The 11,716-nt window shown below is 57.9% G+C and carries 13 protein-coding genes and 1 pseudogene; 4 read left to right on the top strand and 10 right to left on the bottom strand.

Annotated elements, in window-relative coordinates; genetic code table 11:
* The 9 genes from ACOZ4O_RS01135 to ACOZ4O_RS01095 all read right to left on the bottom strand — a co-directional run bounded on the left by ACOZ4O_RS01135 (window position 1) and on the right by ACOZ4O_RS01095 (window position 6,717).
* Window positions 1-1,116, bottom strand: coding sequence for a hypothetical protein (locus ACOZ4O_RS01135; protein ID WP_092893807.1), 1,116 nt, complete (start codon window positions 1,114-1,116; stop codon window positions 1-3).
* 2 nt (window positions 1,117-1,118) lie between these two features.
* Entirely contained in the window at window positions 1,119-1,955 is an 837-nt protein-coding gene (locus tag ACOZ4O_RS01130) for a hypothetical protein (protein ID WP_424523522.1), read from the bottom strand.
* Window positions 1,956-1,957: 2 nt separating this feature from the next.
* The gene (locus ACOZ4O_RS01125) at window positions 1,958-3,694 is read right to left on the bottom strand and encodes a hypothetical protein (RefSeq protein WP_424523521.1); all 1,737 of its coding nucleotides are present in this window, start codon (window positions 3,692-3,694) and stop codon (window positions 1,958-1,960) included.
* Window positions 3,695-3,722: 28 nt separating this feature from the next.
* Window positions 3,723-4,145: a hypothetical protein gene (locus ACOZ4O_RS01120; protein ID WP_424523520.1), complete on the bottom strand. Its 423-nt coding sequence runs from the start codon at window positions 4,143-4,145 to the stop codon at window positions 3,723-3,725.
* A 6-nt stretch (window positions 4,146-4,151) separates the two neighbouring features.
* Window positions 4,152-4,400 carry a hypothetical protein gene (locus ACOZ4O_RS01115; protein ID WP_235156988.1) on the bottom strand — a complete coding sequence of 83 codons (249 nt, stop codon included), beginning with the start codon at window positions 4,398-4,400 and terminating at the stop codon, window positions 4,152-4,154.
* A gap of 203 nt (window positions 4,401-4,603) precedes the next feature.
* Window positions 4,604-4,786, bottom strand: a complete 183-nt coding sequence (xseB, locus tag ACOZ4O_RS01110) for an exodeoxyribonuclease VII small subunit (protein WP_119712814.1) — start codon at window positions 4,784-4,786, stop codon at window positions 4,604-4,606.
* A 2-nt stretch (window positions 4,787-4,788) separates the two neighbouring features.
* On the bottom strand, window positions 4,789-5,832 hold the full coding sequence (gene xseA, locus ACOZ4O_RS01105) for an exodeoxyribonuclease VII large subunit (protein ID WP_424523519.1): 1,044 nt from the start codon (window positions 5,830-5,832) through the stop codon (window positions 4,789-4,791).
* An 85-nt stretch (window positions 5,833-5,917) separates the two neighbouring features.
* Window positions 5,918-6,478 carry a TATA-box-binding protein gene (locus ACOZ4O_RS01100; protein ID WP_424523518.1) on the bottom strand — a complete coding sequence of 187 codons (561 nt, stop codon included), beginning with the start codon at window positions 6,476-6,478 and terminating at the stop codon, window positions 5,918-5,920.
* 71 nt (window positions 6,479-6,549) lie between these two features.
* Window positions 6,550-6,717: a DUF1931 domain-containing protein gene (locus ACOZ4O_RS01095; RefSeq protein ID WP_122106698.1), complete on the bottom strand. Its 168-nt coding sequence runs from the start codon at window positions 6,715-6,717 to the stop codon at window positions 6,550-6,552.
* 133 nt (window positions 6,718-6,850) lie between these two features.
* Here ACOZ4O_RS01095 and ACOZ4O_RS01090 point away from each other — a divergent pair, with 133 nt between their 5' ends.
* Both ACOZ4O_RS01090 and ACOZ4O_RS01085 read left to right on the top strand, forming a co-directional pair.
* Window positions 6,851-7,147, top strand: a complete 297-nt coding sequence (locus ACOZ4O_RS01090) for a PadR family transcriptional regulator (protein WP_144906690.1) — start codon at window positions 6,851-6,853, stop codon at window positions 7,145-7,147.
* Window positions 7,148-7,215: 68 nt separating this feature from the next.
* Complete coding sequence (locus tag ACOZ4O_RS01085; protein WP_424523517.1) at window positions 7,216-8,103, top strand: hypothetical protein; 888 nt, start codon at window positions 7,216-7,218, stop codon at window positions 8,101-8,103.
* A gap of 101 nt (window positions 8,104-8,204) precedes the next feature.
* On the opposite strand, the pseudogene ACOZ4O_RS01080 reads toward ACOZ4O_RS01085, so the two are convergent.
* Window positions 8,205-8,540 (bottom strand): annotated as a pseudogene (locus tag ACOZ4O_RS01080) (hypothetical protein); the annotation flags it as partial.
* Between the two features lie 43 nt (window positions 8,541-8,583).
* On the opposite strand from ACOZ4O_RS01080, the gene ACOZ4O_RS01075 reads away from it, so the two are divergent.
* Entirely contained in the window at window positions 8,584-9,813 is a 1,230-nt protein-coding gene (locus ACOZ4O_RS01075) for an AAA family ATPase (RefSeq protein ID WP_135823125.1), read from the top strand.
* Window positions 9,813-11,573: a 5-methylcytosine restriction system specificity protein McrC gene (locus tag ACOZ4O_RS01070; RefSeq protein ID WP_424523516.1), complete on the top strand. Its 1,761-nt coding sequence runs from the start codon at window positions 9,813-9,815 to the stop codon at window positions 11,571-11,573. Before ACOZ4O_RS01075 ends, ACOZ4O_RS01070 begins: the two co-directional genes overlap by 1 nt.
* Window positions 11,574-11,716 lie beyond the last annotated feature (143 nt).

The following is an 11,716-nucleotide window of genomic DNA, read 5'->3' as shown; positions in this document are numbered from 1 at the left end:
TTAGTGGATTCCTCGATCAAACTCCATCCCACGGTCGTCACTCGCCGATTCCGCTGTCGCTCCACCAGGGTCATTCTCTGTTCGACGGTACGATGGCGTCCCGCCATCGTCTCCTCCATGCCCACCGCGGGCAGCCGCTTTTTGGGCGACGGCGTGGCCAGCGGCGGCTTTCGGCCCCCACCGAGCGGCGGTCGTCGCGACGCCGGCGCCACCGACGTAGGCTCCAGCGGCGACACCGCCAACGAGTGCTGCGCCTTTCGTCGCACCGCCGACGACTTTGGCCGTCAGCGGAGTCGCGTATTTGAACGTCTTCCACGTGATGTAGAGGGCGACCAGCGGGAGGGACGCAGCGACGAGATATTTGAGGAACGCTGTTCCTGGCGTGAGCGTCCCACCGCCGTAGATCAAGTCGTACCCCTTGAGGACCATCGCTGCCGGGAGCGGGAGGACAGCCAACGGGACAAACCGTTTGCAAAACCCCATCGCGATATCGGATACGACCGGAATATTTCCGTAGGCCAGTGCAAATGCAATCGGCATTCCGTACAGGTAGACATACAGCAGAATCATCCGGATGTAGAACAGCGCCTCCAACGCCCACATCGAGATTCCACCAATCACGGCAAACAATAATCCCAGCCCTGGGTTTGTGATAGATACTTCCAAGAATCCAATCATCGCCTCCGTAACCGAGGAAAGCTCCGGCATCAGGGCGATAGTGAATCCGTCAACGAGGTAGAGCGCGAGAGTCCCAATCCAGTACCACGTAATGATTAGAAAAGCACCGACCCAGGCCGTTTTCTTCGTTTTTCGGGCTTCGTAGGTACTTCCAATATTGAAGATCCGAACCGTGTGACGGCCCTGAACGCTCATCACAAGGAGCAAGAGGGCAACTAGCATGATTTCGCCGCCGATGAGAGCATCGTGAATCGCTGGCCAGGGTGCATTGGTCGGTTCACCGAAGACAAAAGCTCCGTTCGTCTCTGGAGTGGGTGTCCCGAACATTCCCTCAGTCAGAGTTTCATACCCTGATCTGAGACCGTCCATGAACAGCCCAATAAACCACTCAACGACGCCCTTGATACCCTCAAGGACGACATCAATGAGATCGACCATCGTTATACCTCAGTGATCGTGACCTCACAATCAGTCATATCGTCGGAACTAGTGTATTGGACGTTGTAGGTGCTTGAGACCTGATTTCCACCGACCCGGGTCTCAACGATAACAGTAAACTGGCCACTATTCCCGTCTGGGGAACATCCCATCCCGTCCTCAGTTTCTGTGCCGAACGGAAACGAACTACTGAACAGGTCGGCCGTCTCGCCAGGGGAGACTACTACCCGGTCGGTTTCGTGCATTCCACTGCCTCTGGGGTTCTCAATTGGATTGGGAACGTCCCCGGAGAAGATTAGTTCAGTTATCGCTTCCGGACCGCTTCCTGTGTTCTCTACCGTAACGAATGCCTCGCCATTCTTGATCCGGTCTGTCTCGCTCTCACCATAGACTTCGTCCCACGGCTTATCTGGATTATTCCGATAGAGTCCGACATCCTGTATCTGGATCTCTGGACGCAGTTCAGTCGTGGTCTCGACTACTGTCTCCTCACCCTTCAACGCGAGTACGCGATACTCACCGGGCGCATACGCGGTGCCGATCTCGAACGAGACCTGTTGAGCACCCGCGGCTACGTCACGTTTCCCGAATAGCTCGCCGTTCGGTTGGATGAGGTTGACCTGGTCGACGTCGGCCTCTTCGGAGAGTTCGACGACGAGTGCTGTTCCCTCAATAGTGATACGCGTGAGTGGACCTTTGCCATCTGGAGAGGTCGTTCCGTCACCAGGCGTCCCAGAACCGCCATTGTCGTTCAGACAGCCAGCGACGCTCATGAGGGCAGCACCTGCGACTGTTCGGAGGGCGGTTCGCCGACTGATGTGTGGGTGGTTTCTAGTCATGACTACGGGTTCCGTTGGAAGATGTCTTCTGGACCGAGCATTCGGAGAAGTCGCTTGCCAGCGTAGAACATCACAACAAACGGGATGAGCTGCCAGCCGACCTCGAAAATGAACGCGAACCAACCGTCGATGGTGCCAAGCGGGTGCCACCGAGCAGTTGCCGTCGCACTCACATACGCGGGGTCGTGCCCGAGCCACGAACCCGGATGGTACCGAGCCGTGTAGATACCCGGCTTGTCGATCGTCACAATCGCTACCCCGGAGGCGTTGGTCTCAACACGTTGCTCCGCGATGGTGATGTACCCGTTGCGAGTGTTCCCGCCGATTGGATATCGTCGGTCGGGATCGCTGAGCACGATTGGTGCGCCGGTCTCGTTATCCCGGAGCTCGATGCGGAGTGTGGCCTGGCTTTCGTTCTGCTGGAGCACCTCAACAGTCAGATTACTGCGCCGGAGCTGCCGCTCTGAGCCAGCGTCAGGTGCCACAATCGAGGCGTTCACACCCCGCACGATCCCCGCTACTTGGAGGGCGTTGCGGTCGACGTTCTCCGCGCGAACCGCAACACCGTACGTCGTCGTGTACGACTGGTTGACGATGTCGATGTTGATGTTCTCACCGAGCGTGCCGACCGGAGACGGTCGGTCAGTGCCCCAGGTGTCGATGATCTCTGGGCCATCGCGAACTGGTTCAGCCCTCGGGCCGATCCGCGATGGATATGCATGGACGTACACGGGAATTGCGTCAGACTCGACGGTGGCGCTGTCGGTCCGGTTCGACCTGACGAGGGTATCCCAATTGGAGTTCCGAGCGGTGTAGAACCGCCAGACGCCACGCACTCGTGCGCTTCCATTCTCCGTCAGCGTGTACCCCTGCCACGGTCGAGACTGGAAAATGGCCACACCGGCGTCACCATTGGGATACTCGGCGTAGTAGGGGTACGCTGAGAGGTCGTAGATCTCGACGGCGATCGAATCCGAGACGTTGAGCGATTCGGTTCGGTACGTGACCTCGACATCGGTCTCGTCGCCCAGGTCGATTCGCGTGGTCTTCTTCAGCCGGACGCTGATCTCGGCTTCAAGCGTGAGGTTTGCACTCCAGTCATCCTCGATCTGGTAGTCGAGGGCCGGCGTGTGCGAGCCGTCACGCTCGACGATGGTTTCGCCGTCCTTCTGCAATCGAACCTCCTCGACCTCGTTGCTCGCGAGCGACCACTCGATCGTCGTGTTCCCCGAAGAGCTGCCGTTCGGGACGCGAACGCGATAGTCGACGAGCCCCCGCATCGTGCCGTTCGGCGCGATATAGAGCGGCGTATCACCCGACTCCAAGTGACCTCGCGTCGACGGCTGCACTGCGAACACCGTGGCGTGGGCGTCCTCGATAAACACGCCATCTTCGAGCGACGCGTGGCGCGGATGCACGGACGTATCCGACCCACCGGCTTCGAGATCAGCGAAGTCGTTTCGCGTCCACGTTGCAGCTGTCGCCGGCGGACGCGTGAACGTGATGTCCGTCCCGTTTGCGAGCTGGTGCATCGCGGTCCGGCTCTCGCCGTAGCGCTGCTGGTACTCCTCTTGGGTGATGTAGTTGTCCGCGTCGCGAGACCACAGTGTCGCTGATTCATTTTCTGTGAGGCCATTCCCCTCCGTGCCTGGCCGTGGCGGGCTTGCAGTGACGAGACCTGTGACTAGGCTCGTCACGAACAGGGCGGCCATTAGCACGGAGAGCTCTCGTTGTGTCATGGGGGCTCGCGACGGGGGTGGTAGTCGCCTACCAGGGGGCGAGGTCGACGCACTGCGCCAGCGGGAGGTTCATCATCGACCCAGCGACGGTGTAGAGTGGGCCGAGGGCGACGAGGACGACCGCGGACTTCATCGCCGACCGTTTGTGCCGCTTGAGGCCCTTCTTCTGCTCGGGCGTGATCGTGAACATCTCGATAAGGGAGTCAGCCTGCCACACGACTGCGAGGCCGACAATGCCTAGCGCCGTGGTAAGCTGGAAGAAGCCCTCGATCATGCTGGGGAGGTTGTCCGCACTACAGACGGCATTCGTCTGTGCGGCGGCGGGTTCCACAGCGAACAGGCTCAGGGCGACGACGATGAACACAGCTTGCCTGGGAAGCCTACTCGATGCCGTGGACTGGCTGTCGGGGCGATTCGAAGCCGTCTCGGAGGGCGTATTGTCCTGTGACATAGCGGGTTACTCCTCTGCGTCGTCGACGAGTGCTTTCAGATCAGCGTAGCGGTTGGTCTCGTCGACGATCTCGTCTTTCGTGTAGCCCTGTTCGCGAGCCCGTTCGAAGAGATCTCGAAGCTCGTCAGGGTTAACGTCGCGAAGCTCCATCTCATCTCGGAGGGCGCGGCGGTAGAGGGCGGACCCGTTGATATGGCTGTTCCACGTCAGGTACAGATCATCGATGTCTTCGATGGTGACTGCCCGTGTGATCATATGTGCGGGGTGGGTATGCACCGGTTGAGCCCCGGTCCATGGTGGTGCGATAGCTAGAAGATCGGTATATGCTTTCTGGCCACCAACTGGCGCAAAAATCTAAAGTAAATTATAACCGGAGAGTTCGTTCACCTTGCAAAGGTACCGTTAACCAACAACGGGGTTAGATGCCGTTGTCTGTTGGTTAAGGTTGGAATGGCGCTCTACTCGAGTTCCACGACCTCTCCACGCCCGTTGTCGAGGATTTCTCGCACCTCGGCCAAGAGTTCCTGACCTTCCTCGTGGAGCCTTGTCCCTTCATCGAGGTCACACTCGTCCGCATCGAGCTGCTCAATGATTTCTTCGACACGGGCCAGCCGGTCGTGGATCTCTTGGTCGTTTGCCACGCTTAGATCACCCCCAACCAAAGCCCAGTGATGGCCAACAACAGCAACAACAGCACAGCGATTGCGGCCTTGTAGTAGACCGGCGGCAGCCCCTCGGGTGCGGCCGCCTCGTCGACTGCTTCGGCAAGTTCTTGTTCGTGTTCGTGCTCCTGCTGGAAGGTTTCGTACGCAGCGTCGAGTTGCTGTGCCAGCGGCTTGACCTCGCCCGCGAAGAACTCCTCGCGGGAATTCACGATATACTCGCCAGCGGCCGTCGGCGTGATCGTTGCCACATCCGCGACCTGATCTGCGATTAACCGGTCGTCAGTATGCCCGATCGCCGTGACGGTCGGGGTGTTCGCGGTGAAGATGGCTTCCGCGACCCGCTCGGTGTTGAACGCCTGGAGGTTCGAATCACTCCCGCCGCCACGGCCGACGATGATCGAGTCGACGTCCTCGGAGCGGTCCAGATGGTGGATGCCGTTCGCGATGGATGTGGGCGACTCCGACCCTTGGACGGTGGCGTCCTTCACCAGGATGTCGACGGTAGGGTCCTGTTCGTGGATCGCGTTCTGGATGTCATAACGGGCATCGCCACGGAGGGAGGTTACGACCCCAACCCGCTCTGGGAACGCCGGCGGGCGCTGTTTCTGCTCGTCGTCGAACCAGCCACGCTCTTCGAGTTCGCTTCGTAGTCGCTCGACGGCAGCTGCTTGATCGCCGTCGCCGACGACGATCACCTCCCACGGCTTGAGGTCGATTTTCCCGCCCTCTGTCCAGTAGTCGATATCGCCTTCGAGGATGACCTCGGTCCCGTCCTCGAGGTCAGCGTCCATCTTCTGATAGCGGTTCGCCCAGAGCATACAGGGAAGTTCGGCGTCGCCGTCAGTCAGGGTGAAATAGAGGGCGGTACTGTTCTGATGGAGATCCGTGACCTCGCCAATACAGCGGACGCCGTTGAGGGCAGGCGTGTCCTGGACGACCGATGCAATTCGGTCGTTCAGATCTTGGACTGAAAGAACATTCCCGGACAGGACATCATCTACCTCCCGTTCGGCATCAGCCATCGCACTAACTTAACACGGGGAGAGCAGATTCAAAAATGTACTCACCAGTGCCAGTGTACCCTGCCAACTGTTCTGTGTCGTCGAATTACTCCAGTAACCCGAGGTCAGTGAGCTGGTTTTCGATCACTGTAAGCGCTTGTTCAGCATCGTCAAGCTGTTTTCCGCCCGTGATGACGAGCTTTCCACTCCCGAAGAGGAGTGCGACGACGTCCGGGTCGTCAAGCCGGTAGACGAGCCCCGGGAACTGCTCTGGTTCGTATTCGATGTGTTCGAGACCTAGGCCGATCGCAATCGCATTCAAATTGAGTGTGTGGTCGAGGTCCCCACTTGAGACAATATTCTGGATTTCGATATCTGGAGAGGTAGCGACATCGACACCCAATTCACGGAGCTCGTCGAAGACGTATTCCAACGCAGTCGTCACATTGTCGACGCTTTTTGCACCCGTACAGACGACTTTCCCCGAGCGGAAAATGAGCGCTGCGGCTTTAGGATCGTGCATCCGATATACGAGTCCAGGGAAGTTATCGGGATCGTAGTCGGTGGCTCCTAAATCCTCAGAAAGCGTTTCCAGATCGAGTTCTTGACCGATATCGGACGACGCGACCACATTCTCGACTTGAATTGATTCGGCTGTGACACTCATAGGAGTACCTTCCAGTCACAACCCCCTTAAAACGGGGAGTGACTTCGAGCGTCGGTGTGGTACCTTCCGAATTAGAGGTCGCGGGGCTGGACCGTCTTCCGGTCGTTGGCCTCAGCACGCTTTGCGGCGTCGTCGAGCAGGTCGGCGACCTCTTCGTCGAGGGCGTCGTAGAAATCTGCCGAGACGTTCTGGTCCGAGAGTGCGTCCTTCACGGCTGCTTTGACGATTAGGTCAGACATTCCATCGCGGACTTCTCTTGTCCACCATATAAATGTTCGAAGTTCCCACGCGGAGTTCTTGCCCAGTCATGCTGTATCCGCCTCGGAGTACCAGAGAGAACATATGCCACCCACAAAATTTGGGAACAGACGGATGCACGATCTAACTGGGTTCCAGCGGGACATCTTGTACGTGATTGCCGGACTCGAGGAACCACACGGGCTCGCAGTAAAGGCCGAACTTGACGACTACTACGAACAAGAGATCAATCATGGGCGGCTCTATCCAAACCTCGACGACCTCGTCGGGAAGGGCCTCCTGGAGAAAGGTGAACTCGACAAACGGACGAACGTGTACACGGTCACGCAACGCGGATTGCGGGAAATCGAGGCACGACGTGAGTGGGAAAGCCAGTATTTAGAGGGCGTGAACGCACCCACGACGTCGTAGTACCTGGCAAATAGAACTCAATATAAAAGCGGGACTGCTTTACCCACTTCCCACGAATACATAGTGAGATGGCTCGGCTCGTCTTCTATCACCACCCACAGGCCGAGAATTTCTCACTCAAATATAGCTCGGCATCGGTTACAGAAATCCAATCTCAGCGAGAGCAATCCGACGAGTCGACAAAACTCATCGGGTACCCCTTCGAAACACCGGTATATGTGCTCTACGAGGGCGATTCAGAGATTGAATCAGCCCAAGATATTGACTTTGATCAGGAATGGCTGAGCGACCGTATTCGTGACCTCCCCCGTCCTGGGCAAGTTGTCGCTTTCCGGTTAGTGGAATTGCTCGAAGCTGCTGTCGATGTTCGAGATGAGGATGAGTTTCGGCTTTACAAGGAGTTCGAACCACAAAAGATCCAGCAGGCACTTGATCACGTATCCTGGGGAGCCCCACTCCCGAACGTCGCTGGAGAGGTGATGTCGAATTTGATTCTCCGACATTCCCTCCCGAATGCGAATCATCGAACTGGCATCGCGATGCTTCAGTTCTGTATTGAAAGTGTGAACCCGGATTTTGCGATGCCACCAACACACGTCGACGACGATACCTGGCGAGAGTGGGTCGATCCCTACATCGTTGATTCCAAGCGGCTCATCACGGTTCGCCGGAACAATCTCCGATTCAAGCAACTCAAAAACTTGGAGGTCGACCTCGTCGAACGGAAAGACGGGATCCAAATCCGATTAGCCGAGTTCGAGCTGGATATGCACTGGCGAGAAGCCCTTTCGAAGTACGCTAAGCAGCATGAGTCCCACTGTACGGACTTCGCGCAGGCAGTTCTCGAACGAGCAGAACGGGACGATCTGCTCGACCGTCAAGGACCAACGAAACAAGAGTTCATCACGTATCTGGAGGACGGACTCGTCGAACGGGACTTCAGAGAGATGTTTTGATCAGTCGCGAAGCTCGGCGACCGACTGACCAACCTCACGGACGTGTTCACTTCGCTCGAGGTCGAGTTCCTCGGCGAGGTAGTCAACCGTCTCTTCGAGGCTCATACTGGAAAGAAGTCTGCCGAGCGGTATAAACCTAGTGCTGACGCACCAAGTGCCTCAGTTGCGACATCGCCAAGTTCACCAGCTTCTATATGTGCGTAACGCTCTCTCACCATCTCCTCGGAGTTATCCAAGTAACGAGCAGCCACCGTGTACCCGAACGCGCGGACAAGCACCTCCCCCAGACCACGTCGACCACCGTGCGGAGCAAGATAATCGTGTTTCGGATGGTCGATATCGATCTCTGTGGCTTTCGAGACCCGCTGGAGAATCTATCATGTGCCGTCCGTCGTAATCGACGGCGGCCGAATGTCCTCATCGAGCGCCAGCAGGATTTTGAACGGGATTTTATATACTGCGGACTACCTGTATTCGATAATGAGTGACTCGTCGGACGACTATACACTTGAAGATGCGAAAGACGAAGTCGGAATTCTTCGCCGTGTAACCGACGACGTCGTCGAAGCAATCCGGAATGCAGAGAGCGAAGACGTACTGGAGTTTTTGATCGAGGACGAAAAACTCGATGTGGTCCACGACGGTGAACGGGGTCTGGGTCGGGTTCGGCGTGCTGTGCTTGAGTCACCGCTGGCTTCAGACCGCCTCAAGCGCGTCGTGAGTCTCCGCGGTGACGAAACACCCGAAGAGATACTCGTTCCGAAGGATGTCGAACGCAACGCCAAAGTCGCGCTTGAAGCCGGGAAGCCTGTCGTCCTGTACGGACCGACCGGAACAGGGAAGACGACCTTCGCCAAGCAGCTCGCCCGTGAGACCGGTATCGGGTACGCTCTCAACACTGCGACCCCCTCGTGGACGCCGTCGGACATCATCGGCGGCATCAGCCCGGACTACACCGGTGACTCGCTAAGCTACCGGACGAAACTCGGCTGCGTGTCCGAAGCCGTTCAGCGTGCCCGCCGATTCGACGTCGAGTACGGCGTTATCCTCGACGAGATCACGCGAGCCGACATCTCGAAGATTTTCGGTCCGCTGTACACTGCCATCGAGAATCCCCATCAGACCATCTTCGAGACCGACGAGGGCGAGACCATTGAACTGGACGAGCGGGTGAACATCATCTGTACGATGAACATGTCCGACCGGACGGTGAACGAACTCGACAACGCGATCACCCGCCGGTTCGCCATGATCGAGTTGGACGAGTACGAGGAGGACAAGCGCCGACAGCTGTTCAAAGACTGGATCACCACGCACGTCACCGACCACACGGACCTCGGAGAAAGCGAAATCCTCCGGCTATTCGAGCGGGACTACCAAGGAATCAACCACGGCCACGAATCGACGTCGCAAGGGTCGATCATGCGCTTCGGTCCGATGCACTATCGCGACGTCGCCGTCTTCCTTGGCGTCGGCTGTCGAGAAGGCGGAGAGTACGAGTATGACCAGAAAGATGCGGTCGGACAGGCGTTCCGGACGTACATCGTTCCGCGACTCCTGAACGCCGCCGCATTCCCGCAGATCGAGCGAATCGCGGAACACTACCGCGCGATGAACGGCGAGTTCGAGGAGTTCGATCTCGCCCCTGCTGCTGAGCTCGCCGAACGGGAACTCGAACAGGAGCGTCGCCAGATGGGCTCCTACGAGTAATGAGCACCGTTGACGAAGTCTACGAGTACGGGCAGGACACCTTCAACGTCCCCGAACGCGGGGAGATCCGGATAGAGGGCTGTCCGTCGTCCATCGGGGACCAGCTTCGTCGCGCGTCATTCACACAAGAGAGTCCCGGCGTCTTCACGAAGAGTCAGGCGGCGCTCGACGGCGAGCAGGAGTACGAGGTCGTCACGGTTACCGTAGACGGCGACGAGAACGAGGTACTCCACGTCGAGGCGACGGACATCATCGGTGTCGTGAGCCTCACGCCGTCGTCAAAGGTCCAGGTCGATCCGAAGATCAACTGGGAGCACATCTTCGATATGCTGCTGGCGGTCTACGACCAGAACCGCTCCATCGAATATCACGGGATCCCGCTGCAGGACTTCCTCTCCGACGACATCCATCTCGACGATATCTTCGTTGTGCTGGCGATCAACTACCTCGATGGGTTAGAGACGATCCACCGGCAGGGGTACATCCGCGACTTGGTTATCCGACGGCTCGACAGTCTGGACGGTCGGGGAGAGATCGACGTCGAACAGACGCTTATGAACCACGCGCGGGGGACGCTGGAACCACACTGGATCCGTAACGAAACCGAGTACGACAACGCCGCGAACTCGCTGCTCCACTACGCGGGGAAGACGCTGCTTCGGCTCTTTCGACAGAACTCTCACGAGAACGACCACCCTGCGTACGACCGTATCTTCTCAGAGGTTCACCGAGAGGTGGAGCGCCTGGAGAGTATGGGTGTTAACAGCGGGTTAGATCGGATGGACGCGTATCGACGTCTCTCGCTTAGCGACCTTCCGAAGCAGCGACGGTACTACCAGAAGGCGTTCGACGTCGCCAAGGCAGTGATGTCATCGTCACTCGGCCAGCAACTCCGAGACGGCCCGCGAGAACTGGTCGTGGACTACGTTTTGAATATGGAGTCGCTGTTCGAGCAGTACTCCCAGGTCGTCATTGAGCGGGAGCTCTCGTATATCAAGTCCTACGACCACCTCGGCGGCCTCGACGACGTGACGCCTGTCCGATCACCGTCCGTGAACCCGTTCGAGGGTGAGGGCCAGATCTACCACGAACCGGACCACGCGCTACAAGAGGGCGACGAGACACTAGCTGTGCTAGACTCGAAATACTACGCAGAAGGCCACGACCCAGTGAAGGAGTCGCCGTCTCGGTCTCGGTTGTTCAGCTACGCCTACCTCCTGCACGCTGACCGGCTCGCATTCCTGTGTCCGCTACTCGAACCGAAACGTCGCCGAGTCGCCCAGACCGGAGCTGAACTGCAGATCGTCTCACCCGAGCAGTCGTTCACTCTGGAGGGATACGGCGACGTCGTCCACAGCTACCTACACGACGTCCTCGTCGAGAAATCTGCTGAACTCGAAGCCTTCCGCGCCGTCGCAGAGAATCGCCTGTGTCTCGACGGCGTCGAAGAGACTGCCCTGAGCGAAGCGGCATCGATGAGCGGTCCGTTTACGTTCAAGGATACTCGGGACTTCTCGCTTCGCGTCCTCAAGGCCGCTGCCGACGAACACTCGTGGGAAGTTCGCAATCGATACGACCTAGAGCAAGACGGTGACTGGACGCGAGAACAGATCGAGACGCGCTGTGAACAGCGCTACGAGCATACGACGACATGCGTACCGGTGTTCTGCCGCGAGCACGGGCAGGAGTGGATCGATCTCTACTTCCTCCAGAATGGTTCCGATGAAGTGGAGAAAGAGGGACCGCTGAAACTGCTCTGAACAATAGTTTCGTCCGACAGTCTCTTTATACCTGGTTTCACACTAATCAGATAGTTGAATGAGTAACGAGATGACATCACATGACCCCCTTTCGAACGATGACGGGTTCTGGGGTCTACTGCTCGGGAAGAAATATGATAAAA

The organism is Salarchaeum japonicum (assembly GCF_049705945.1).
Classification (GTDB): domain Archaea; phylum Halobacteriota; class Halobacteria; order Halobacteriales; family Halobacteriaceae; genus Salarchaeum; species Salarchaeum japonicum_A.
Note: the sequence above shows the minus strand (reverse complement) of the source record. Positions and strands in the feature narration are given on the sequence as shown.